Genomic DNA, 23,696 nt, shown 5'->3' on the forward strand with positions numbered 1-23,696 from the left:
TTTAGCACTCTACCCTGCCGAGTGCAAGCGAGCACCCACCTGACGGGCATGCAGCCCCAGGTCAGTCCCCAAGCCGGCCCTACCGCCAAGTAACTCCGGCGGGCCGCTGGATGCGACCCGCCGGACCCCAAGTCGACGAAAGGTTGTGTGGCAGGCTCACACGGACTGCGCTGCCGTGCGATCCCGGCCGGTGCATACCAGTGAGGTGATTCAGACCGCCCGGACGGACTCCGCCTGCGGCCCCTTCTGGCCCTGCGTGATCTCGAACTCGACGCGCTGCCCCTGTTCGAGAGATCGGTACCCGTCCATCAGGATCGCTGAGTAATGGACAAATACATCCTTACCACCGTCTACCGCGATGAAGCCGTAGCCCTTGTCCGCGTTGAACCACTTGACGGTGCCCTGCGCCACTTCCGACTCCTCTTACTGGGCTCCCAGATCTCGCCCATTCCTCCGCGAGACCTGTAATCGTGCGACTTAACGGAAATCAAGCCAGACGATCGCCCTCGACCATACCTGTGGCACGGGGTTCGGCAACAGAGTCAATCCGCAAACTACGTATTTCTTCGCGGACAAGGTGGTTCAACCTTGAATTGACCAGGAAAAGCAGAAGGCGCCCGCTAGGGGCGCCTTCTAGGGTGGACGTGTTCGGGTGTTCGGCACTCAGCCGCCGGCTACGGCGGGGATGATTGAGATCTGTGTGCCCTCAGGGGCAGGAGTGTCGAGCCCTTCGGCAAATCGGACGTCCTCTTCCCCCACGTATACGTTGACAAAACGACGAATCTTGCCCGATTCATCCAGAATTCTCGCGCCGATCCCCGGGTAGTCGGAGTCGAGCTTGGCAAGGACGTCACGAAGAGTCGCGCCCTCACCACTCACCTCCGCGTTGCCGCCGGTGTAGGTGCGCAGAATCGTCGGAATCCGCACAGAAACGCTCATGTTTAAGTTCGCCTTTCCTGATTGTCAGACAGCCGCGCGGAACGCGTCGAGAGAGGGCCGGATCACGGCGGTGGGCTGGGCGTCGTCGCTGATCGCGTCCAGCGTCTTGAGCCCGTCACCGGTGTTGAGCACCACGGTCTCGGCCTCGGGATCGAGCTGTCCCGTCTCGACGAGCTTCTTCAGCACGCCCACCGTCACGCCGCCCGCGGTCTCGGCGAAGACGCCCTCGGTCGCGGCCAGCAGCTTGATCGCCGCCACGATCTCGGCGTCGGTGACGTCCTCGACGCCCCCGCCGGTGCGCCGGGCGATGTCCAGCACGTAGGGCCCGTCGGCCGGGTTGCCGATGGCCAGGGACTTGGCGATGGTGTCGGGCTTGACCGGCCGGACGACGTCGTGCCCGGCCTTGTACGCGCTCGACACCGGCGAGCACCCGGCCGCCTGCGCCCCGAAGATCTTGTACGGCGTGTCCTCGACCAGCCCCAGCGCCACCAGCTCCTTGAAGCCCTTGTCGATCTTCGTGAGCTGCGAACCGGAGGCGATCGGGATGATGATCTGCTCGGGCAGCCGCCACCCGAGCTGCTCGGCGATCTCGTATGCGAGCGTCTTGGAGCCCTCGGCGTAGTAGGGCCGCAGGTTGACGTTGACGAAGCCCCACTTGTCGCCCATCGGGTCACCGATCAGCTCCGAGCAGAACCTGCTGACGTCGTCGTAGTTGCCGTCGATCCCGATCAATCTGCCGCCGAACACCCGGGCCATGGCGATCTTGGCCTGTTCGAGGTTGGCCGGGATGAACACGCACGCCTCCAGCCCGGCCCGGGCCGCCGCGGCCGTGACCGCGCCGGCGAGGTTGCCGGTCGAGGAGCAGGAGAGGGTGTGGAAACCGAAATTGCGGGCCGCCTCGACCGCCATGGCGACCACCCGGTCCTTAAAGGAGTGGGTGGGATTGCCCGAGTCGTCCTTCACGTGCAGGGACCGAAGGCCGAGCGCCCGGGCGAGGTGGTCCGCCTTGACAAGTTTGGTCCAGCCGGGGTTCATGTTGGGCTTACTCATGACGTCGGCCGGGACCGGCAGCAGCGACCGGTAACGCCAGATGTTGGCAGGGCCGGACTCGATGTCCGCGCGGGTGACTTCACCGAACGAATAGGCGGCTTCGAGCGGCCCGAAACACTCCTGACAGGCGAAGCTCGGACCCAGCGGATAACCCTTGCCGCACTCGCGGCAGGACAGACCGACAGCAGGACCAAAGTCAAGCGACATGAAGCGAGGCCTTCCCTCATCTTCGCCCGCGGCCACCTTGACCGCAGACCGGAATTGGCACCTGTCCCGGTCGGCCTCGCCAGGTCGCGAGCCTCAGAACCGGGAGGGTTGCCGGGGCTTCGCAGGGCCGGTCCCTCCACCCCTCTGGATGAGCAATATTCAGTTGTCGAAATGGACTCTACCCGCCCAAGTGGCCGAAACATCCACCCGTCTCAATAGATGAGACGGGTGGTCTCAGCGATAGTCTTCGCCCAGCACTCCCTGCACATATTTGCGCGCCTGGTGAATGCGCGACTTCGCAGTGCCCAGCGGAATCTTGAGCTGTTCAGCCACTTCGTTGTAGTCGAGCTGGACGATGTCACGCAACACCAGCGCCTGCGCCAGATCGGGCTTGTCGGCCTCCAACGCCTCCATGGCATCCAGCAGGTCGAGCCGTGACCCCGCGATGACGCTGACCCGGCGCACGTCCGGCTTCTGCATCGGCAGCTCGTCCGAGCTCTGCTCGGCCGCCCTGCGTTTGAGCGAGCGGTAGGTGGTCCGCGCGCAGTTGGCCGTCACGATGTGCAGCCAGGTGCTGAACCTGGCCCGCCCCTCGAACCGCCCGATGTTGCGCGCCACGGCCAGCAGAGTGTCCTGCGAGGCCTCCTCCGCGTCCTGGTGATAGGGCAGAATCCGGGCGCAGTGACGCATCACATCAGGCTCGATCCGCGCCAGCAGCTCGCCAAGCGCACGGTGGTCCCCGGCGGCGGCGGAGCGGGCGAGTTCCTCGGTTAGCTCATCAAGCGCCATAGCTGGGATCCTATGGTCGAAGGGAGCCTAGATGAACAGCATTCTGCTGGCCTCCAACAGAGGGCCCGTCTCCTTCACCGTCTCCGACGACGGCGAGCTGACCATGAAACGCGGGGGTGGCGGCCTGGTGTCCGGGCTGTCGGGAGTGGCCAAGGACGACGGCGTGCTGTGGGTGTGCGCCGCGCTGTCCGACGGCGACCGCAGCGCCGTACGCCTGGCTCCCGGCGGCCGGATCGACCAGGCCGGCTACGACACGGGCCCGGTGCGGATGCTCGACATCCCGCCGGCCACCTTCCACCGCGCCTACAACGCTGTGGCCAATTCCACCCTGTGGTTCGTCAACCACCTGCTCTACGACATCCCCAACTCGCCCAACTTCGGCACGAGGTTCGAGCGCGAGTGGGAGTCCTACCGCGACTACAACGGCGCGTTCGCGCTGGCGCTGGCCGAGAACGCCGGGCACGGCGCCCGGGTGATGGTGCAGGACTACCACCTGACCCTGACCCCGGCGATGCTCCGCGCCGAACGGCCCGACCTGCGCGTCGCCCACTTCAGCCACACCCCGTGGGCGCCGCCCGAATACTTCTCCCTGCTGCCCGACGAGGTGGTCGGGGAGGTCCTGGAGGGCATCCTGGGCGCCGATCACGCCGGGTTCCTGGCCGACAGGTGGGCGCGGGCGTTCATGGACTGCTGCGAGTCGTTGCTGGGCGCGGAGGTGGACCGCGTCGGCCGCAGCGTCACGCACGAGGGCAGGACGACCCGCATCGGGGTGCACAGCCTCGGCGTGGACGGCGAGGCGCTCTGGCAGCGGGCCTGCGAGCCCGACGTCGAGTCGCACATGACCGCGCTCAGGGAGCAGGTGGGCGACCGCCACCTGATCGTCCGCATCGACCGCACCGAGCTGTCGAAGAACATCGTGCGCGGCCTGGTGGCCTACCGCGAGTTCCTCGCCGCGCACCCCGAGTGGCACGGGCGCGTGGTGCACCTGGCCTTCGCCTATCCCAGCCGTCACGACCTGCCCGAATACCGTGAATACACCGCGTCGGTGCAGCGCCGCGCCCAGGAGATCGAGGACGAATACGCCACCGAGGACTGGGACCCGCTGATCCTCAACGTCAACGACGACTATCCGCGTTCGCTGGCCGCGTACCGGATGGCCGACGTGCTGCTGGTCAACCCCATCCGCGACGGCATGAACCTGGTCGCCAAGGAGGGCCCGATCCTGTCGCCCCGGTGCGCGCTCGTGCTCTCGCGCGAGGCGGGGGCGGCGGCCGAGCTGAGCCCGTACGCGCTGATGGTCAATCCCTACGACATCAGCGGCACCGCCGGCGCGCTGCACGACGCGCTGGTCATGCCCGAGGATGAGCGCCGGATGCGGCGCGACAAGCTGTACGCCGCGGCCACCGCCCTGCCACCGGACAAGTGGCTCGCGGCCCAGCTCGACGCCCTGAGCTGAACGGGGGGTCAGCGCCGGTCGGCACCCTTCTGAGCTGAACGGGGTCAGCGCCAGTCGGCGTCCTTGAGCGCGGCGGCCAGCCCCGGCGTGCTCCACTGGTCGACGACGAGGATCCCGGTCGCCGGCAGATACCACTCGCGCTGCACGTAACGGGACTTCCGCTCGAAGCGCGTGCGGGTGACGCAGGTGGCGTTCCACTCGTTGTAGGCGGCCTTGTGCCCGGGGCCGACCTGGCGCAGGCCCTTGGTCCTGATCTTGCCGAGCACCTGGCTCCACGCGCCGTTGTGCGGGCAGGGCTGTACGTCCGTGGCCGGGTAGAAGGGCCGGGCACCGGTGTAGGGCCGGAAGATCTCGTCGCCTCGCTTGGACGCCTTGGGCCCGAGCACCCAGAAGCTGTCGCAGCCGGGAGTGCCGTACGAGCTCGTGGGCTTGGCGCACTTGCCGGTGACCACCCGGGTCCAGTCGGCGGCGACGCGATGCGCCTTCCACGTGGCCGGCAGGTGGAGCGTCAGGCCGCCCCTGAGCTTGAGCGCCTGCGTGGGCGCGGCCGAGGCGGTCGCGGGGAGGGGAACGGCGAGCAGGGTGGCCGCGGCGACGGCCGCGACGGCAAGGCAACGCTTGGACATGCGGTCGACCCTAGGGCCCGCGGCTTGCAATCCGGTCACGAATGGCTGTGCTCGGGCCGATCGCGAACTTCGGCGGCTCGCGGGCCCGTCACGGGCGGGTGAAGGCGGAGGCCAGCTCGGCGAGCAGCGCCACCACGCCCTCGGGCCCGTCCACCACGATGTCGGCCCGCTCGGCCAGCGCCGTCACCTCAGCGGACCCGCTGCACACGGTCACACCCGGCAGCCCGGAGGCGCGTACGGCGTCGAACGCGGCCAGGTCGCCCAGATCGTCACCGACGAACATGACGGACCTCGCGGCCCGCTCCGCCAGGAACAGGCTGAGCGCGTGCCCCTTGTCCATGCCGGGCGGCCGCAGCTCCAGCACCATGCGCCCGGGCTCGACCACCAGACCGTGCTTCTCGGCCAGCTTGGCCAGCGGCCCGCGCAGCGTGGCGAACGCCCCCTCGGGGTCGGCGCTGCGCCGGGTGTGCACCGCGACGGCCCGGCCCTTGTCCTCGACGGTCACGTCCCGCAGGCCGAGCGAGTCGAGCAGCAGCGGCAACTCCGCCTCGGCGCGCGGCACGCCGGGGGGTGGCGGCGGTGCGGAGACCCGGCCGTCCTCCCAGCGTTCGAAGCCGTAGTGGCCGAGCACCACCAGCCCGGGCACGTCGGCGAGGCCGGGCCCGAGCTCCAGCGCGGTGGCCGCGGGCCTGCCGGTCACGATGGCCACCGCGCCGACGTGGGCGCCGAGGTCGGCGAGAACCGCCGGCGCCTCCGGGTGGATCACGGCCGTGGCGGGGTCGGGCACGATGGGCGAGAGGGTCCCGTCGAAGTCGAGCCCGATCACGGCGCCCGCCGGATCGCTCAAGATCGCTTCCATTCCAGGGATGTTCTTCACGCGCCTGCCGTACCCAGCCGGTCAGGGACGCATGCCGAGCCTTCTGGCCGCGCGGTCGCGCTGACGGGTGGATCGTAACCTGCGCAGCCGCTTGACCAGCATGGGATCGTGCTCGAGCGCCTCGGGACGATCGATCAACTCACCGAGCAACTGGTAGTAGCGGGTGGCGGAGAACCCGAAGCTCTCCTTGATGGCATGCTCCTTCGCGCCCGCGTAGCGCCACCATTGGCGTTCGAAGGCGAGGAGCTCCAGATCGCGTTCGGACAGTGGTTGGTGGGACGGCTCCTGGGCAGCATTGTCACCGCTGAGCGGTGCTCCCATGGTGTCCTCCTCGAAAGGGGCGGGCGACGATCACATCGCCCACACGCGGCCCGTGACCATCGTAATGTGCGAAGTGCGGCTGTTCACGACGGATTGGGGGACGTACAGTCACCAAATGTGACCTCCGTAATCACCCTCCTCACCGACTATGGGCTCGAAGATGGCTATGTGGCGGCCTGTCATGGCGTGATCGCCGGGATCGCCCCGCAGGCCCGGGTGATCGACGTGTGCCACCTGATTCCCGCCGGGGACGTACGGCGAGGCGCGGCGGTTCTCGCCCAGACCATCCCGTACCTCCCCCTCGGCATCCATATCGGCGCGATCGATCCGGGAGCCGGGGGCGCCCGGCGCGCGGTGGCCGTGGAGGCGGGCGGCCGGGTGTTCATCGGCCCCGACAACGGCCTGCTGTCCTGGGCGGTGCACGCCAGCGGCGGGGCGCAGGCCGCCTTCGAGCTCAGGAACGAGGAGCACTTCCTGCGCCCGGTCTCGCCGACCTTCCCCGGGCGGGACGTGTACGCCCCGGTGGCGGGGCGGCTGTGCGGCGGGCTGACGCCGGCCGACCTGGGGCCGCGGGTGCCGCTGGATCGGCTGGTCAGGCTGCCCGAGCCGACCTCGCTGCTGCGCGAGGGCTCAGTGGAGGGCGAGGTCGTCTCGGTCGACCGCTTCGGCAACACCCAGCTCTCGATCACGGCCGGCGACCTGTACGCGCTGGGCGTGCGGGTGGGTGACACTCTCGGGGTGTGGCTGGGGCGGCGGCAGCTCTCGCTGCCGTACCGGGAGACGTTCGCGGCGGTGCCGCCGGGGGAACTGGTGGCGTTCGCGGACTCGGCAGGGCTGATCGCGATCGCCGTCAACTCGGGCGACGCCGCGCAGCGGTTAGGGCTCCCACCCGGGGCTCATGTCCGACTTTCGCCTACTCCTTAGCATGAAACCCCCCAGATCGGAATTACTCCGCGTATCGGTCTGTTTACCGAAGCGTCGGATAGCCTCGGTGGCCGCGTGTCAGAATGCACGGACAGATCGGGCGTCCCTCCCCTCCCGTTCGAGGTTGACGTGTACCACCTGTCCACTGCTCCGCTGCCCACCAAGTACACGGCGATCACCCAGGCGATCGCCGTGGCGATCCCCGTGGCGATGTCCACGCTCTGGCCCCCGCCGGATCCGCCCGTGCCCGAGCGCTGGCACGCGTGGCCGGTGGCCCGGATCTTCCCCGGCACGGTGCCGGGGCTCAGCCCGTCCGGGGCGCGGGTCACGTACGTGCTGACCGGGGTCGCCCCCGAGGCGCCCTGCGCGACCGCCTTCCAGCCCGCCGCCGTGCGGACGGGATGCCGCACCGCGTTACGCGCCACCTACGCCGACAGCACGCAGACCTACGTCGCCACCGTGGGCATCGCCGTGCTCGACGGGCCGGCGCACAAAAGGCTCGCGTTCGACGGTTTCGGGCTCGCCGGCATCCGCGGCTCCAGGCTCGCGAGCTTCGGTCCCTCCGCCCTCCGGCTCGGGCCCTTCGACGGGGTGCGGCCGGCCACCGTACGGCCCGTGGCGTTTCCCGGCGGGCCCGCCGAGCGGTTCGGCGAGCGGCAGTATTTCACCGGGGCGGTGGTCGGCTACGGGGGTAGCTACCTGGTGGCCACGGCCGCCGGATACGCCGACGGGCGGCCCTACCTGCCGGGTCACCGTACCGTGCCGCGGTTGCGCCAGGCCGCGTGGCAGCTCGCGACCACGCTGCACCGGGCGCTGACGAGATGAACAGGCTCCTCGTTCCCGCGCTCCTGACCGCGCTCGTGGTCGGGGTCGCGGCGCCGAGCTCGTCCGACGACATGGGCGAGGCCGCGCGGGCCGGGCAGTGGCAGCTCGGCGCGCTGCGGTTACCGGAGGCGTGGCGGATGAGCCGGGGCGCGGGCGTGGTCGTGGCCGTGCTGGACACCGGCGTGAACTCCCGCCACCCCGACCTGGCGGGCGCCGTGCTGCCGGGGCCGGACCTGACCGGGGCCACCAGGGGCCCGTGGGGCCAGCACGGGACCGCCATGGCCAGCCTGATCGCCGGGCGCGGGCACGGCGACGGCCGCGGCCTCATCGGGGTGGCGCCGGCGGCCGAGGTGCTGTCCGTCCGGGTCACGCTGGAGAACGGCGACCCGCTCCGTGAGCAGCGGCGCTCCGGCGGCGGCGACGCGCTGGCCAAGGGCATCCGGTACGCGGCCGACCATGGCGCCGACGTGATCAGCATGTCGCTGGGCGGCGGCAGCGGGTCGTGGGAGGGCTCGGCGCCGGAGGAGGAGTCCGTCCAGTACGCGATCGGCAAGGGCGCGGTGCTGGTGGCCTCCTCGGGCAACGACGGCGACGCGGGAAACCGGAAGAACTTCCCCGCCGCCTATCCCGGCGTGATCGCGGTGGGAGCGGTGGACCGGGCGCTCCAGGTGGCCCGGTTCTCCAACCGGCAGGACTACCTCTCTGTGGTCGCGCCCGGCACGGAGATCGTCACGGCCGACGGGGCCGACTCGTACGTGGTCGGCGACGGCACCAGCTCGGCGGCGGCCCTGGTGGCGGGCATCGCCGCCCTGATAAAAGCGGCTCATCCGGAAATGTCGCCCTATCACGTGCGCAGGGCCATCGAGCTGGGCACCAGGAAGCGCCCGGCCGACGGTTACAGCCGGGCCTACGGGCACGGGGTGGCCAACGCGCTGCTGGCCCTGCGGGCGGCCGACCGGCTGGCGGCGCCCGCGTCGGCGGCGCCCACGCCGGGGGCGTACTTCGGCGAAGGGCCGCCGCCGCCGTCCCGGCTCCCCGTGGTGGCGGGCATGCTGACGCTGGTGGTGGCGCTGTCGGCGCGGGTGATCGTGCGGCACCGAAGGCGTGGCAGGGATTCAGCCTAGCAAGCGCTCGCTTATCACCCTGGAGGTTGTGCTCACTGCCCTGCAGGCGGACGAGCCGGCGGGGCATGGAGCTGGAGGCCGCCGTGTGACATGCCAGGCCCCCCGGGGGAAACCCCGGAGGGCCCGTGCGAAAGGCGGGTCAGCCGGCGTGGACCACGTCGTGCGTCTCGGCGAAGTGACAGGCACTCTCGTGCCCGACCCCCGTCCTGATCTGCAGCAACGGCTCCTCCTCCGCGCAGATCTCCTGCGCCTTCCAGCACCGTGTACGGAACCGGCACCCCGACGGCGGGTTGGCCGGCGACGGCGGGTCACCTTGCAGGATGATCCGCTCGCGATGCTCCCGGCCCTCCGGATCCGGCACCGGAACGGCCGACAGCAGCGCCTGCGTGTACGGATGCGCCGGCCGGTCGTAGATCTCCGCGTCCTTGCCCAGCTCCACGAACTTGCCCAGGTACATCACGGCAACCCGGTCGGAGATGTGGCGCACCACCGACAGGTCGTGGGCGATGAAGATGTAGGCCAGGTTGAACTCTTTCTGCAGCCGGTCCAGCAGGTTGATCACCTGCGCCTGGATCGACACGTCGAGCGCGGAGACCGGCTCGTCACAGACGATGATCTCGGGCTGGAGCGCCAGCCCCCGGGCGATGCCGATGCGCTGCCGCTGGCCGCCGGAGAACTGGTGCGGGTAGCGGTTGATGTGGTCGGGGTTGAGCCCGACGACCTCCAGCAGTTCCTGCACCTTCTTGCGCCGGTCGCCCTTGGGCGCCGCCTCGGTGTGGATCTCGTACGGCTCCCCGATGATGTCCCCGACGGTCATCCGCGGGTTCAGCGAGGTGTACGGATCCTGCATCACCATCTGGATGTTGCGGCGCATCCGCTTGAGCTCGCCGCCCCTGACCTTGGTGATGTCCCGGCCGCTGATCGTCACCGAGCCCGAGGTGGGCCGCTCCAGCGCCATCAGCACCTTGGCGAGGGTGGACTTGCCGCAGCCCGACTCGCCCACGACGCCCAGCGTCTCGCCCTTGTTCAGGTCGAACGACACGCCGTCCACGGCCTTGATCGCGCCGATCTGCTTCTTGAAGACGATGCCCTGGGTCAGCGGGAAGTGCTTGACCAGGTCGCGAACCTCAAGGATGCGCTCACTGCCGCTCGCCATCGAGGACCTCCCTCCAGTAATGGCAGGCGCTGCCGCGTGTGCCACTGATCGTGTGCAGCGGGGGGACGTCGGTCATGCAGTTTTCCTGCCGGTAGGGGCACCGGGGATGGAACGAACAACCCGTCGGCAGTTCGAGCAGGTTGGGCGGCAGGCCGCTGATGGCGTACAGGTCCTGGCCCTTGAGGTCGACCCGGGGGATCGACTCCAGCAACCCCTTCGTGTACGGATGCGCGGGCCGGCGGTAGATGTCGTGTACGGGGGCGGTCTCCACGATGCGCCCCGCGTACATGACGGCGATCTTGTCGGCCACGTCCGCCACGACGCCGAGGTCGTGCGTGATCAGGATCAGGCCCATCTGGCTCTCGCGCTGCAGCTCGGCCAGCAGTTCCATGATCTGCGCCTGCACGGTCACGTCGAGCGCCGTGGTCGGCTCGTCCGCGATCAGCACCTCGGGGTCCAGCGCGATCGACATCGCGATCATGATGCGCTGCCGCATGCCGCCGGAGAACTGGTGCGGATAGTCGTGGACGCGCTGCTTGGCGGCCGGGATGCGCACCCGGTCCATGAGCTCGACGGCCTTCTTCATGGCCTCGCCCTTGGACATGCCGCGGTGCACCCGGAACATCTCGCTGATCTGCCAGCCCACGGTGAACACCGGGTTGAGCGCCGAGAGCGCGTCCTGGAAGATCATCGCGATCCGCTGGCCGCGCACCTGCGTGCGGGCCTCTTCCGAGAGCTTGAGCAGGTCGGTGCCCTTGAAGCGGATCTCCCCCTTGGGGATGACCGCGGGTGGCATGTCCAGGATGCCCATGATCGCCTGAGCGGTCACGGACTTGCCCGAACCCGACTCGCCCAGCACCGCGAGCGTCTCGCCGGGGCCGACCGAGTAGGTCACGCCGTTCACCGCGCGTACGACGCCCGCACGGGTGCGGAACTCCACGTGCAGGTCTTCCACCGCGAGCAGCGGGTGGTCGCCCAGCCCTCCCTCGGCGGGCAACACTCCTGTTGACGTCGACTTCACTTGATCCCCCCTTCTACCTGAGCTTCGGGTCGAGCGCGTCGCGCACGGCGTCGCCCATCATGATGAACGCGAGCACGGTGACGCTCAGGAACACCGCCGGGAACACCAGCGGCAGCGGCGCCTCCAGGAACCGGTCGCGCGCGTCCGAGATCATCAGACCCCAGGAGATGTCCGGCGACTGCACGCCGACTCCCAGGAACGACAGCGCCGCCTCGGCCGCGATGAAGACACCCAGGTTGATCGTGGCCACGACGATGACCGGGGCCAGCGAGTTGGGCAGCAGGTGCCGGAACATGATCCGGCCCGCGCCCGCGCCCAGAGCCTTGGCCGCGACCACGAAGTCCTGGCTCTTCGCCGTGATCACGGCGGCCCGCATGATGCGGAACGTCATCGGCCAGCCGAGCACCGCCAGCGCGATGATGACCAGCAGGATGCTGTTGGCCCGGCCGCGGAACGTGGCCGCGATCAGCAGGGCGCCGAGGATCGGGGGGATGGCGAAGAAGATCTCGGTGACCCGCGAGGACACCGCGTCCACCGCACCGCTCATGTAGCCGGCGATGATGCCGAGCAGGCCGCCGATGAGGGTGGTGATCATCGTGGTGAACACGCCGATCACGATCGAGTTGCGGGCGCCGTAGATCGTCTTGGCGTAGACGTCACAGCCCAGGTTGTCCTTGCCGAACAGGTGCCCGGGACTGGGCGCCTGCCGTGCCGTCGCCAGGTCGCAGGTCCTGGCGTTGAACGGGTCGATCGCGGTGAACAACGACGGCCAGAACGACATGACCAGGAGCACCAGGATGATGATCATCGACAGGATGAACATCGGGCGGCGCCTCAGGTCGTACCAGGCGTCGCTCCACAGGCTCGCGGGCTTGCCGGTCTTGGCCTTCCTGCCGTGCCGCGCCGGTGCCGGGGCGGTGACCGTGTCCGTGGCCAGTGCCGGCGCCTCCGGGAGCCCTGGCCCGACCGGCGGGGTGGGGTTACTCATAGCGGATCCTCGGGTCGAGCACGGCGTACAACAAGTCGACGATCAGGTTGGCGACGATGTAGATCAGCACCAGGGCGGTGACGATACCGACGACAACCGGCTGTTCCCGCAAGTAAACCGACGTGAAGAGCTGATTGCCAATTCCCTGGAGGTTGAAGATCCGTTCGGTGATCACCGCGCCGCCCATCAGGTTGCCGAGGTCGGCGCCCAGAAAGGTGACCAGCGGGATCAACGCGTTGCGCAACCCGTGCCTGCCGATGACGCGGCGCCGGGACAGGCCCTTGGCCGTGGCCGTGCGGATGTAGTCGGCCCGCAGGGTCTCCGCGAGGCTGGTCCTGGTCAGCCTCGTCAGGTAGGCGATGGACGTGCCCGCGAGCACGAAGCCCGGCAGCAGATAGCTGCGCAGGCCCGCGAACGTACCCGCGACGGGGAATATGTCCAGCCCGGTCCACTGCTTGAGTTTCACGCCCAGCAACAACTGCAGCACGAAGCCGGTGACCAGCGTGGGCACCGAGATCAGCAGCAGCGTCGAGGCGAGGATCACGGTGTCGGTGGCCTTGCCGCGGCGCAGCGCCGCCCACAGGCCCAGGCCGACGCCGATGACGGCCTCCATCGTCAGGGCGGTCAGAGCGAGGTTCAGGGTGACCTGGAACTTGCCCGCCATGATCTCGGAGACCGGGATGTCGGCGAAGTTCACCCCGAAGTCGCCGCGGAAAAGCACGCCACTGATGTAGTACCAGTACTGGACCAGCAGCGGATCGTTGAGGTGATACTGCTCGCGCAGCACCGCCGCCACCGCGGCGTCAGGACGTTTGTCTCCGAACATCGCCGCGATGGGGTCGCCGGGCAATGCGAAGACGATCAGGAAAATAAGTAGCGTGGCGCCTAGCAGGACGGGTATCGCCTGGATCAGACGCCTTATGACATAACGGCCCATTCAAGCCCTCCCATACACACACCTGGAGGCAGCCCCTGGGGTCCGTGGTTTCCGGCCCAAGTGGCTGCCCCCAGCTCAGCCCTTCGACGGGTGGACGGCAAGCGCCGTCCACCTGGCGAAGTGGCGTCAGGCCTTCTCGACCTGGGCCCAGTTGACCTGGTTGAGAAGGTTGAGCGTGACGTTCTTCACCTTGGTGGAGTTGGCGAAGTTACTCCGGTAGAAGTACACCGGAATGTAGGGGAGGTCCTTGATCAGGATGTCGTCCGCCTGCTGGTAGTACTTCAGCCCCTCGGCGGCGTCGAGAGCCTGGTCACCCTTGGAGACCAGGTCGTCGAACTCCTTGTTGGAGTAACCGCCGTAGTTGGAGCCGGTGCCGATGGAGCCGGTGCCGAAGATCGGCGTCAGGTAGTTCTCCGCCGACGGGTAGTCGATCGACCAGCCCATCCGGAACAGACCCTTGTACTCCTTGGCGTCCAGGGCGTCCAGGATGCCCTGGAACTTCTCGAACGGCGCGGGCTTGACCTCGATGCCCAGGTTGGAGCGGAGGTTGTTGGCGACCGCCTCGATCCACTCCTTGTGGCCGCCGTCCGCGTTGTAACCGAGCTCGATGGACTTGGGGCCGTTGGCCTCGGTGTACAGCTTCTTGGCCTCCGCCGGGTTGTACGTGCAGGCGTCGCAGGCGCCCTGGCGGTAGCCGGGGATGGCGGGGTTGATGAAGTCGTCGGCGGGGGCACGGGTGCCGGAGAAGACCGTGTCGGTGATGGTCTTCCGGTCGATGGCCAGCGAGATGGCCTTACGGACCTGCGGGTTGTCGAACTCGGGGTTGTACTTCAGCGGAACGCCGATGTAGCCCACGGCGGCGTCGGGCTCGTCGTGGTAGCGGTCGCTGAACGTCGACTTGGCGGTGGCGATCGTGGAGGGCGGGAGAGAGTCGTGGATGTCGAGGTTCTCTGCCTGCAGGTCGTTGAACGCCGTCTCGGAGCTCGTGTAGACCTTGAACTGCAGCTTGGTCCAGCCCTTCGGCTTGGCGCCGAGGAACTTGTCGTAGACCGTCAGGTCAAGAGTGGTGTCGGTGCCCTTCTTGTAGGGCTTGTCCAGCTTGAACAGGCCCTGGCCGATCGGCTGCTCGCCGTAGGCCTGGGTCACCTGACCGTCGGGGCCGATGGCCGAGGCCGGCAGCGGGTAGAAGGCGGTGTACCCGAGCATGGTCTTGAACTGCGAGAACGGCGCGGAGAGCGTGACCTCCAGGGTCAGGTCGTCAACGACCTTGAGACCCTTCATCTCCTTGGCCGTCGGCTTCTTGCCCTCACCAGGGTGCACGTCGGCGTAGCCATCGACGCGACCGAAGAAGTAGGACGCGCCCATGGCGTTGTCCTGGTTGGCCCCGTAGTTCCACGCGCGGGCGTAGTCCGCGGCGGTCACGGCGGTGCCGTCGTGCCAGGTGTAGCCTGACTTGAGCTTGATCGTCCAGACCTTGCTGTCCGTGGTGGTGATCGACTCGGCGGCACCCTCGACCGGCTGCTTGTTCTCGTCGTACTCCACCAGCGGCTCGAAGATCGCCGCGAGGACCTCGGAGCCCTCGGTCTCGGTCGTGTTCAGCGGGTTGAGGAGTTCCTGAGGCTCCCCGACTTCCATGCGGACCGGCGTCGTGTCTCCGCCGCCCGCGGCAGTACCACCAGATTCCGAGGCACCGCCGCCACACGCGGCAACCGCGAGGGCGAGCAGCGCGGTACCGGCGACGATCTGTGCGCCCTTAGTAACACGCATGGTGAAAGAATTCCTCCCTCTACAGGTGGGCGTAGGCGCTGAGCTGCGCTGATCAAGAGCAGCCTGACGGGGGGGGTCCTGGTTACCCCCCGGTTTTGGCCTGACATGGTCAAACCAGCCGACGCCCTGCCAGTCGATCGCGACTATCCCTTACTACTTGCCACCAGCGAGTCTCTGGCGCGTTGCAGTTCGGTCACACGTGCGCCTATTCCACGTCACAGACATTCAGCCCGAAGCGCATCAAACATCGCAAATCCCCCACTACAGGTAGGGTCTGGACGTGAACAGTGGATGAAAATTACCCTCTACACGACTGTGCTCGCGCCCTTGCCCGCACACTCCGGCCCGCTGGGCTACGGTTGAGCAGGTCTTGACGACGTCTTGGAACCCCGCGTCGCGAGACTCCGTCCAACAGACTGTCGCCAACCGCGTGCGACAGGCACCCCACCTACCGGGATCCAATAGAGTCCTTGCCATGAGCCAGCCGGAATCCGCTGTCGCGGACGCCCAGGCGGGCGGCCGAAGCGGGCAGGAGCCGCTGGCCAAGCTCGCCAAGAGATATGGGCTTCGCCGTGCCATCGCGCGGCCGAGGTTCCCTGTCTACCTGCGCCAACTCTGGGCGCGGCGACACTTCATCATGACGTACGCGACCTCGCGCAACGTCTCGAAATACAACCGATCGGCGCTCGGCCAGCTGTGGCAGGTGCTCACCCCCCTGCTCAACGCCGCGATCTACTACCTGATGTTCGGCCTCATTCTGGGCGGCCACAAGAACATCCCGCACTACCCGGCGTTCCTGCTGACCGGCATGTTCATCTTCACCTACACGCAGCGCACGGTCACCGCCGGTGCCAAGTCGATCTCGAGCAACCTGTCGCTCATCAGGGCGTTGCACTTCCCCAGGGCGTCCCTGCCGCTGGCCTACACCATCCAGGAGCTCCAGCAGCTCGCCATCTCCATGGGCGTGCTCTTCGTCCTCGTGGTCGCCAACACCGGAGAATGGCCCAACTGGTTCTGGTTCATGATCCCCGTCGTGCTGCTGCTGCAGACGATGTTCAACATCGGCGCAGGACTCGTGGTCGCCCGGCTCGGGGCCACGATGCGCGACCTCAACCAGTTGCTGCCGTTCATCACGCGCACCTGGCTCTACGCCTCCGGGGTCTTCTTCTCCATCCAGGACAAGGTGGTCGACTCCGCCGCGCTGCCGCAGTGGGTGGCCAACGTGATGTATCTCAACCCGGCGGCCTCCTACATCGAGTGGATGCGTGAGATCCTGATCAGCACCCACAACAAGCAGTTCGGCCACCACCCCCCACCAATGGTGTGGATGTCTTGCGTATTCTGGGCGGTGTTCGCACTCGGCTTCGGCTTCTGGTACTTCTGGCGGTCCGAGGAGAGGTACGGGCGTGGCTGAACTGACCAAGGAGCTATCACAGGTGAAGGGCGAGAAGCCCGCCGTCTCCGGCAAGGATGTGGATGCTCCCGGCAACGGCAAGGGTGTTCCCGGCAAGGGGCAGGAAGCTCCCGCCACGGACAAGCGGGTGCATCCTCGACCAGAGCCCCAGGGCAAGCGCCCGCTCGACGCCCCCACGGGCACGCCGACCGTGATCGTCGACGACCTCCACATCGTCTACCGCGTCTTCGGCGCGGCCAGCGACGCGGAAAAGGGCAACGCGGTCAACGCCCTCACGCGCCTTCTCAAGCGCCAGGGCCGCCCGCAGATGAAAGAGGTCCACGCCGTCAAGGGCGTGACCTTCGTGGCCTACCACGGCGACGCCATCGGCATCGTGGGCCGCAACGGCTCCGGCAAGTCCACGCTGCTGCGGGCCATCGCCGGCCTGCTGCCGCCGCACGAGGGCGCCGTCTACACCGACGGCCAGCCCTCGCTGCTCGGCGTCAACGCGGCGCTCATGCGTGAGCTGACCGGCGAGCGCAACATCGTGCTCGGCTGTTACGCCATGGGCATGACACCGGCCGAGGTCCGCGAGAAGTATCAGGAGATCGTCGACTTCTCCGGCATCGACGAGTTCGTCCAGTTGCCGATGTCCACCTACTCCTCCGGCATGGGCGCCCGCCTGCGCTTCGCCATCTCCTCCGCCAAGACCCACGACGTCCTGCTCATCGACGAGGCGCTGGCGACCGGCGACCGGGAGTTTCGCAAGAAGAGCCAGGAGCGCATCCGCCAGATCCGTGAGTCGGCCGGCACGGTCTTCCTCGTGGCCCACGACCTTAAGGTCATCGAAGAGACTTGCAACCGGGTCATCTGGCTGCACAAGGGCAAACTCAAAATGGACGGCGACCCGAAGGAAGTCCTCGCCGCCTACAACAAAGGCTAAGCCGCCAACCCTTCTATCTGACTTGTTACGCGTTGCCGTGGTCGGCCACCCGCCGCAGGGGGTCGCCGGCCCTCCAGGAAACGGCCGCTGACCCCACACTCTTTCTATCTGTTACGCGTTGCCGTGGTCGGCCACCCGCCGTAGAGGGTCGCCGACCCTCCAGGAAACGGCCGCTGACCCCACACTCTTTCTATCTGTTACGCGTTGCCGTGGTCGGCCACCCGCCGTAGAGGGTCGCCGACCCTCCAGGAAACGGCCGCTGACCCTTCCGTGGTGGCCCGCCGTAACGCGAGCCCACGTTGACCCACTCCGTGGTCTCGATCTGCCTTCGACACTCCTCCAACCTTTCGATCTTGTGTGCGGAACCAGAGCGACTCCAGAGGCAAATGACTGACAGCGAGCCTCCCGTTCCGATAGGATTCGAACGTCAATTCGATCCGAGGAACGGTGATGGAGTGGGGGCGCGCGATGGGAGAGCTTTCGGCCGCGATTGACCACCTGGCCACCGAGGACGTGTCGGAGATCCCGCGAATGCAACTGGCCGAGCAACTTCTGGAGCTGCACTGGCAGATGGCCCGGCTGCAGGCCCAGATAGCCCGCCGCACCGGCGTCCGCCTCCCCTGACGGACCCACAACGTCCCCCAGACATCCCGCCAAGGGCCCCCAGCCCTGAGCCACCCGAGAAGCGTGCCGCACCAACAAGGACACCCCGTGGCCAACCCCCCAAACGGCGAGTCACCCGATGCGGCCAACCCCTCACCAGCCCCGCACCTGCGGTGGTGTCCCACCGAGTGGCGGATCAACGATCTTGTAGTGCGCTGCCCAACTGGGCGGACAGGGCTGAGCGGGTGAGCAACCACACCGCTATGCAAGACGTCACCACCTGGGGAACTGTGGATGACATGTCGGCCTTGGGGGGCCCAGGATGCGCGGCGTTACGGTGCCCGGCCCCGTGGCGGTCAGCGAGCGTCTTCCTGGAGGCCACCAGCCATGTACGGCGGGTGGCTCCGGCCCACTTGGCGCCGCCGTACAGGATGAAAACAGAGCGGTACGAGACGAAACAGAAAGGCCCCCGCCGACCTGGGCCGGCGGGGGGTCGCGGCCCTGCTGGCGCGACTTCGAGAGATCCGGGCGAGGCGTGTCCGCCCCCGCCCGGGATGAGACCACTCCGCCACGCGGAGTGCCTGTTGATCCTTTGCGCGCCAGCACCCCGGGCGTCCGGCACCTAGGGACGCCCGCGCCGGTCTGGCGCGTCAGTTCGACGGTTTCCCCGTCCGGCGGCAACCGCCGTCAAGGAAGGGATGGTGACCCGATCGGGAGGCGACCCGCCGTCAAGCGACGGTTGATGTCCCGATCGAAAGGCTGTGGCGCGCCGTCCCGCCACGTCGCCGCCACGGCCGACCCCCGGGCATCGGCACCTAGGACGCCCGCGAACCGTCGTGCCGGCGCTGAGCGAAGCCGCTCGCCGGCGCCCGCATCGCGGCTAGCCGCGAGCCCAGGAGCTCCGCGCCGAACTCGTCAGCGAGTTGGCGCTCCAGCCGAGGGCGGCCACGACGTCGCTGTACGCGCCGGCGGCCTTGGCCCCGTTGGTTGAGACGAAGCTCGACCCCTTCTCGACGAGCGGGGTGAGCTCGTCCCCAGAGGCGGCCTGGGTGGTGCCAGGCAGCGCCTTGATGACCGGCGCCATCTCGGCCGGCGCCACGCGGCCGACCACCCGAGACAGCTCGCCGGTCGCGCTCTGCGGCAGCGCGCGCTTGGCCGCGTACGTGACGCCGGCCACGACGGTGTCGGCGGACAGGCCCTCGAAGCCCAGGGTCTTGGCCGTGGCGCTGCCGGCTTCGGTGATGCCAGTGCTGGAGGTCAGCATCAGGCCGCTGCCGGCCACATTGCCCATGCCGCTGACGGCGGACGAGTCCAGCAGCCCGAGCATCGAGCCCGTGGCGTCCTTGGCCGTGGCCCGGCCCCGGCCCTGCTTGCCGGCCTTGACCGGCGGCTGCGCCATGCGGGCCGCACCTCCCACCACGGGCAGCGACTCGGTGATGCCGCCGCCGCCGAGCGGGATCCCGCTCATGATCGGCATCAGCTCGGGCAGCGGGCCCCCGGTACGGGTGATGTCCTCCGCCGAGTTGGCCGTGGTGACGCCGGGCTCCCGCTGGTTCCGCTCATTCGCGAGGTCGCGCTCGACCCGGGACAGCCCGACGGGCTTCGTCTGCATGCCGCCCAGCAGACCGGAGAGCAGGCCGCTGCCGACGAGGCCGCTCAGCAGGCCGCCGACGGGGCTGCCGCCCATGATGGTGCCTCCGCCCAGGCCCTCCTGGGAGGCGTGCCCGGCGGTGTTGTGGTGAACTTCTGCTTGGGCGGGCACGGCCAAAGCCGCCGCCAAGCCGAATGCTGTGACGGCTACCGCCGCCTTGACTACTCGATTCATGATTGCCTTCCCGGCTCGTGATCGATCGCTCTCGAATGCGGTGGAAATGCGAATCGATAACCCCCGAATGCCGTGCCGGTCGCGCTATGGGCACCACACGAAGCGTGCCGTCACGGCTGAGCTACGCCAGTAGTTCTACCACCGGCTGTGATCGGCCGCAGGCGCATGAATGCCCATGCAACAGGGGTTTGCAGCCCGGTTACCGAGTAAGGGGGGAGCGTTGAGCGGGGAGACAAAATAGGAAACAGGAGGGCCTGGATTCCGATGTCGCGGGTACCCGTTCGGATTCTTCCCGATGGTTGCGGACACCCCGACGGCCCGTGACAAAGGGTCGCGAAAACAATTGTCACGGGCCAGGGACGTGCATTTTCTCCGGTCGCGGCGGACGCGCACGGCCGGATCAGGCCGGCAGCAGGGCTTCCGCCGGTTCGAACGGAAAACGGTCGGCGAGGGCCGGCCGCAGATCCGTCAGCCAGACCGCCGTCGGGTCGTAGCGAGCGAAGAACGGCCTGCCCACCAGCGACGGGTCGCGCGCCTGGATGAAGTGGAGCATGAACACCTGCTCCCCCGCGATCTCCACGACGCCGTCCACGCACACCTTGCCGGGAGTGGCCGACATCGACGGCCCACGCACCGTGCGGCACAAGCCGGAGACGGTCGAGTAGGCATCCCTGAAGACCTCGTACGCCCGCGCCAGCGGCACCGCGAAGTAGTCCTGCGGCCCGGTGTCACGCTCGACGAACATGTAATAAGGGATCATCCCCATCCGGAGCTGCCGCCGCCACATGCCCGACCACACGGCGGGGTCGTCGTTGATGGACCTGATGAGCGGCGCCTGGGTCCTGATCGTGGCCCCGCTTCCGATGATGCGCTTGACCGCCGACTCGACGAGCGGCGACTCCAGCTCGCGCGGATGCGTGAAGTGGGCCATGAACGAGAGATTCTTGCCCGCGGCGACCACCTCCTCGAACAGCCCGAGCGTGGAGTCGGCGTCGGGATCGGTGGTGAAGCGCTGCGGCCAGTAGGCCAGCGCTTTGGTGCCGATCCTGATGGACTCCAGTTGCTCCAGCCCGAGCAGGGGCTCGATATATCGTCTGATCACGGGCTCACCCATGATCATCGCGTCGCCACCGGTGATCAGGACGCTGGTGACCTCCGGATGCTGCCGGATGTAGGACACCATCTGGCCGATGTCGTCGGAGGCGAACTTGAGGTCCGCGTCGCCGACGAACTGCGCCCAGCGGAAGCAGTAGGTGCAGTACGCGTGACAGGTCTGCCCCTGCTTGGGGAAGAACAGCACCGTCTCGGGATATTTGTGCTGCATGCCAGGGACCGGCTCGTCGTCCATCTTCGGGACGTTGAGCTCCTTCTGGCCTGCCGGATGTGGGTTGAGCTGTGCCCGTACCCGGTTGGCCTCGGCCTGGATCTCCGCGTTGGGCGCCTCAGCCTTCAGCAGGTCGGCCAGCCGGGCCACGTCGGCGACGGGCAGCATGTCCTCCTGCGGGAACACGAGCCGGTAGATGGGGTCGTCGGGCGCGGCCGACCAATCTATGAGTTCATCCACGACGTAGGCGTTCGTCCGAAAGGGGAGCACCGTGGCGACGGCGCGGACCTTCAGCCGCGCCTCGTCGTCCAGCCCTGCCCGCCGCAGCAACTCGTCAAGGTGCTTGGACGTGTACGCCTTGAAACGTCGGGTGCCTGCCTGGTTCAAGATCACTAGGCCCTTTCCCATCTTTTTTGTTCGATCAGGTGTAAACCTCACGACCCTGTCGCGCGTCTACGGTCCTTAATACCCGGACGCGTACCGTGGCGTCACCGGTTCCACTGGGCTCCAAGTTTTCCTTGAGGTTCGCGATATTCGCGACATATCGCGATAAGACCTACACTGAGGTATGTGACCGACCAACCGGACCTGCGCGCCTCCGACGCCGACCGCGACCACGTGGCCGCGGTGCTGGGCGAGGCGCTCGCCACAGGAAGACTCACCAGCGCCGAGCACGCCGATCGCCTCGACGTCGCCTACACGGCGACGACCGTCGGCGAGCTCGTCCCCCTCACCCGGGACCTGCCCGAGGTGTCCGCATCCAACGTGCCCGCCATCATCGAGCAGCAGGTCATCGACTCGAAGTTCAGCAAGATCGTGCGTAACGGCCGCTGGGTGGCCTCCCGCAACGTCCGGCTGTCCGCCCGGTTCGGCGCTCTCATCATCGACCTGTCGGACGCGGTGCTGCCGGGCCGCGAGATCATCCTTGAGACGAACGCGTGGTTCAGCAAGATGATCGTTCGCGTGCCGGAGAACGCCCATGTGATCGACGAGGGCGGCTCCATGTTCGGCAAGCGCAACGTCACGGGCGGCTCCGGCGGGGACGGGCCGCTGATCCGGGTGCGGGGGCAGTCGAAGTTCTCCAAGGTGATCGTGTCCCGCGGAGTGTCCGACTGGAACCTCCACTGACCGGACCCCACCCTCACCTCACACCTCCACGGGGCACACCAGCCGGCTCCCCGCGCCGTCCGCAACCCTCCGGCACGCCCGACGGCACAGGGCCCGCCCGCTGAATTCCGCCCCCGGATGACTACGCGTGGCGGCGCGGCGGGGAGCCGGGCCAGGGCACGGTGGCAGGCCGCGCAGGACTGGAACGCGTTGGAGCGGGAACCAAAGGGGCCTACCCGCCGGTTTAATCTGGCACCTGCCATGCCTGCGATGCGGACATCCGAGCCCGCGTTCCGGCCAAGCCGTGACGGCGGGCTCGATGCCGTACGAGGTGATGATTGTCCGAAACCAAACCCATCGCGCTCGACGCCATGGGCGGTGACCACGCACCGCACGAGATAGTGGCCGGGGCGGTGCACGCGGTCCGGGAGCGCGGCCTGCGTGTTGTGCTCGTCGGGTCCCCGCGCGTGCTCTACGAGACGCTGGCCGACCACGACGCCACCAAGGAGGTCCCGATCGTCCGGGCCGAGGAGGCCCTGGCGATGGACGAGGGCGCGCTGGCGAGCCTGCGCCGTCCCCGCTCCAGCATCGCCGTGGCCTGCCACCTCGTACGCCGGGGCGACGCGAGCGCCGTGGTGTCGGCGGGCTCCACGGCGGGGATCGTGGCCACCGGGCGGCTCCGGCTCAAGGCCCAGCAGGGCGTGCTCAGGCCGGCCATAGCCGTGGCCCTGCCCACGCTCCCCAGGCCGACCCTGCTCCTCGACGCCGGCGCCAACGCCGAGGTCAAACCGGAGATGCTGGTGCAGTTCGCCCACCTGGGCGCCACATACGCCGAGCTGGCCCACGGCGTCCAGTCCCCCCGCGTCGGCCTGCTCACGATCGGCAGCGAGGCGGAGAAGGGCAACAAACTCGTCAAGCGCGCCCACGAGTTGCTGCAGAGCTCCCCCGGCCTGCAGTTCACCGGCAACGTCGAGGGCCACGACCTGCTGACCGGCAAGGTGGACGTGATCACCACCGACGGGTTCACCGGCAACGTGGCGCTGAAGACCATGGAAGGCGCCGTACAGTACGCCTTCGCCGAGTTCAGGGAGGCCATCGGCGACAGCAGGCTGGCCCGGCTGGGGGCCGTCCTGCAACGTTCCCGCATCCGCGAGCTGCGCCGCCGCCTGGACGCGGAGGCGCACGGCGGGGCGGTGCTGCTCGGCCTCAACGGCACCGTCGTGATCGCCCACGGCTCGTCCAAGGCACCGGCGATCAGCGCCGCCTGCCAACTCGCGGCCGACCTGTCGGCGGGCGGGATCGTCACGGCGGTAGGCGACCGCATCTCCGCCACAAGTCGGTCCCATCGGCTGTGGTGAACGTCTAGGGTTTGATCCGATCCACAGAAACGGGGGCTTATGTGGACGAGATCACCGCAGCGAAACATGGGCGCGCTTCAGCACGAGGGCTGACCTCGGTGCAGGGGCCCGCCCCGCAACCAGAACCTGCCGAGAG

At 68.2% G+C, this 23,696-nt stretch carries 23 protein-coding genes and 1 riboswitch; of the genes, 9 read left to right on the forward strand and 14 right to left on the reverse strand.

Features of this window, described 5'->3' with window-relative positions:
- Positions 1-210: 210 nt before the first annotated feature.
- The 4 genes from ABGB18_RS37605 to ABGB18_RS37620 form a co-directional block, all read right to left on the reverse strand.
- Positions 211-411, reverse strand: coding sequence for a cold-shock protein (locus tag ABGB18_RS37605; RefSeq protein WP_020546479.1), 201 nt, complete (start codon positions 409-411; stop codon positions 211-213).
- 252 nt (positions 412-663) lie between these two features.
- Complete coding sequence (locus tag ABGB18_RS37610; RefSeq protein WP_043633550.1) at positions 664-939, reverse strand: MoaD/ThiS family protein; 276 nt, start codon at positions 937-939, stop codon at positions 664-666.
- A 24-nt stretch (positions 940-963) separates the two neighbouring features.
- Positions 964-2,196, reverse strand: coding sequence for a threonine synthase (thrC, locus tag ABGB18_RS37615; protein WP_347700437.1), 1,233 nt, complete (start codon positions 2,194-2,196; stop codon positions 964-966).
- Between the two features lie 13 nt (positions 2,197-2,209).
- Positions 2,210-2,351, reverse strand: a riboswitch (SAM riboswitch).
- Between the two features lie 79 nt (positions 2,352-2,430).
- The gene (locus ABGB18_RS37620) at positions 2,431-2,985 is read right to left on the reverse strand and encodes an RNA polymerase sigma factor (RefSeq protein ID WP_347700438.1); all 555 of its coding nucleotides are present in this window, start codon (positions 2,983-2,985) and stop codon (positions 2,431-2,433) included.
- A gap of 31 nt (positions 2,986-3,016) precedes the next feature.
- Between ABGB18_RS37620 and ABGB18_RS37625 the strand changes: the two genes are divergently transcribed.
- A complete protein-coding gene (locus ABGB18_RS37625) occupies positions 3,017-4,441 on the forward strand; it encodes a trehalose-6-phosphate synthase (RefSeq protein WP_347700439.1) in 1,425 nt (474 codons plus the stop codon).
- Between the two features lie 44 nt (positions 4,442-4,485).
- Here ABGB18_RS37625 and ABGB18_RS37630 read toward each other — a convergent pair whose 3' ends face one another.
- The 3 genes from ABGB18_RS37630 to ABGB18_RS37640 form a co-directional block, all read right to left on the reverse strand.
- Positions 4,486-5,067 carry a hypothetical protein gene (locus ABGB18_RS37630; protein ID WP_347700440.1) on the reverse strand — a complete coding sequence of 194 codons (582 nt, stop codon included), beginning with the start codon at positions 5,065-5,067 and terminating at the stop codon, positions 4,486-4,488.
- Between the two features lie 88 nt (positions 5,068-5,155).
- Positions 5,156-5,926, reverse strand: coding sequence for a trehalose-phosphatase (gene otsB / locus ABGB18_RS37635; protein ID WP_347700441.1), 771 nt, complete (start codon positions 5,924-5,926; stop codon positions 5,156-5,158).
- Between the two features lie 39 nt (positions 5,927-5,965).
- Entirely contained in the window at positions 5,966-6,265 is a 300-nt protein-coding gene (locus ABGB18_RS37640) for a DUF3263 domain-containing protein (protein ID WP_347700442.1), read from the reverse strand.
- Positions 6,266-6,382: 117 nt separating this feature from the next.
- Between ABGB18_RS37640 and ABGB18_RS37645 the strand changes: the two genes are divergently transcribed.
- From ABGB18_RS37645 to ABGB18_RS37655, 3 genes are all read left to right on the forward strand, one after another.
- Positions 6,383-7,189, forward strand: coding sequence for an SAM-dependent chlorinase/fluorinase (locus ABGB18_RS37645; protein WP_347700443.1), 807 nt, complete (start codon positions 6,383-6,385; stop codon positions 7,187-7,189).
- A gap of 75 nt (positions 7,190-7,264) precedes the next feature.
- Complete coding sequence (locus ABGB18_RS37650; RefSeq protein WP_347700444.1) at positions 7,265-8,014, forward strand: hypothetical protein; 750 nt, start codon at positions 7,265-7,267, stop codon at positions 8,012-8,014.
- Complete coding sequence (locus ABGB18_RS37655; RefSeq protein ID WP_347700445.1) at positions 8,011-9,138, forward strand: S8 family serine peptidase; 1,128 nt, start codon at positions 8,011-8,013, stop codon at positions 9,136-9,138. Before ABGB18_RS37650 ends, ABGB18_RS37655 begins: the two co-directional genes overlap by 4 nt.
- Positions 9,139-9,277: 139 nt before the next feature.
- On the opposite strand, the gene ABGB18_RS37660 is transcribed toward ABGB18_RS37655, so the two are convergent.
- The 5 genes from ABGB18_RS37660 to ABGB18_RS37680 form a co-directional block, all read right to left on the reverse strand.
- Entirely contained in the window at positions 9,278-10,294 is a 1,017-nt protein-coding gene (locus tag ABGB18_RS37660) for a dipeptide ABC transporter ATP-binding protein (RefSeq protein WP_347700446.1), read from the reverse strand.
- On the reverse strand, positions 10,278-11,315 hold the full coding sequence (locus ABGB18_RS37665) for an ABC transporter ATP-binding protein (protein WP_347700447.1): 1,038 nt from the start codon (positions 11,313-11,315) through the stop codon (positions 10,278-10,280). Before ABGB18_RS37665 ends, ABGB18_RS37660 begins: the two co-directional genes overlap by 17 nt.
- Before the next feature lie 13 nt (positions 11,316-11,328).
- Positions 11,329-12,303 (reverse strand): ABC transporter permease, encoded by a 975-nt coding sequence (locus ABGB18_RS37670; protein ID WP_347700448.1) that lies wholly within the window; start codon positions 12,301-12,303, stop codon positions 11,329-11,331.
- Positions 12,296-13,240 (reverse strand): ABC transporter permease, encoded by a 945-nt coding sequence (locus ABGB18_RS37675; RefSeq protein WP_347700449.1) that lies wholly within the window; start codon positions 13,238-13,240, stop codon positions 12,296-12,298. The genes ABGB18_RS37670 and ABGB18_RS37675 overlap by 8 nt, the downstream gene beginning before the upstream one ends.
- A gap of 126 nt (positions 13,241-13,366) precedes the next feature.
- The gene (locus ABGB18_RS37680; protein ID WP_347700450.1) at positions 13,367-14,875 is read right to left on the reverse strand and encodes an ABC transporter substrate-binding protein; all 1,509 of its coding nucleotides are present in this window, start codon (positions 14,873-14,875) and stop codon (positions 13,367-13,369) included.
- A gap of 607 nt (positions 14,876-15,482) precedes the next feature.
- On the opposite strand from ABGB18_RS37680, the gene ABGB18_RS37685 reads away from it, so the two are divergent.
- The 3 genes from ABGB18_RS37685 to ABGB18_RS37695 all read left to right on the forward strand — a co-directional run bounded on the left by ABGB18_RS37685 (position 15,483) and on the right by ABGB18_RS37695 (position 17,967).
- The gene (locus ABGB18_RS37685; RefSeq protein WP_347700451.1) at positions 15,483-16,421 is read left to right on the forward strand and encodes an ABC transporter permease; all 939 of its coding nucleotides are present in this window, start codon (positions 15,483-15,485) and stop codon (positions 16,419-16,421) included.
- Positions 16,414-17,343 carry an ABC transporter ATP-binding protein gene (locus ABGB18_RS37690; RefSeq protein ID WP_347700452.1) on the forward strand — a complete coding sequence of 310 codons (930 nt, stop codon included), beginning with the start codon at positions 16,414-16,416 and terminating at the stop codon, positions 17,341-17,343. The genes ABGB18_RS37685 and ABGB18_RS37690 overlap by 8 nt, the downstream gene beginning before the upstream one ends.
- A 468-nt stretch (positions 17,344-17,811) precedes the next feature.
- Positions 17,812-17,967 (forward strand): hypothetical protein, encoded by a 156-nt coding sequence (locus ABGB18_RS37695; RefSeq protein WP_165977444.1) that lies wholly within the window; start codon positions 17,812-17,814, stop codon positions 17,965-17,967.
- Positions 17,968-18,826: 859 nt separating this feature from the next.
- On the opposite strand, the gene ABGB18_RS37700 is transcribed toward ABGB18_RS37695, so the two are convergent.
- Both ABGB18_RS37700 and ABGB18_RS37705 read right to left on the reverse strand, forming a co-directional pair.
- Positions 18,827-19,771, reverse strand: a complete 945-nt coding sequence (locus ABGB18_RS37700) for a hypothetical protein (RefSeq protein ID WP_347700453.1) — start codon at positions 19,769-19,771, stop codon at positions 18,827-18,829.
- Between the two features lie 400 nt (positions 19,772-20,171).
- The gene (locus ABGB18_RS37705) at positions 20,172-21,488 is read right to left on the reverse strand and encodes a lysine 2,3-aminomutase (protein WP_347700454.1); all 1,317 of its coding nucleotides are present in this window, start codon (positions 21,486-21,488) and stop codon (positions 20,172-20,174) included.
- A gap of 177 nt (positions 21,489-21,665) precedes the next feature.
- Here ABGB18_RS37705 and ABGB18_RS37710 point away from each other — a divergent pair, with 177 nt between their 5' ends.
- Positions 21,666-22,223, forward strand: a complete 558-nt coding sequence (locus ABGB18_RS37710; protein ID WP_347700455.1) for a DUF1707 domain-containing protein — start codon at positions 21,666-21,668, stop codon at positions 22,221-22,223.
- A gap of 317 nt (positions 22,224-22,540) precedes the next feature.
- Positions 22,541-23,560, forward strand: coding sequence for a phosphate acyltransferase PlsX (plsX, locus tag ABGB18_RS37715; RefSeq protein ID WP_347700456.1), 1,020 nt, complete (start codon positions 22,541-22,543; stop codon positions 23,558-23,560).
- Positions 23,561-23,696 lie beyond the last annotated feature (136 nt).

Source organism: Nonomuraea sp. B12E4, from assembly GCF_039871825.1.
Taxonomy (GTDB): domain Bacteria; phylum Actinomycetota; class Actinomycetes; order Streptosporangiales; family Streptosporangiaceae; genus Nonomuraea.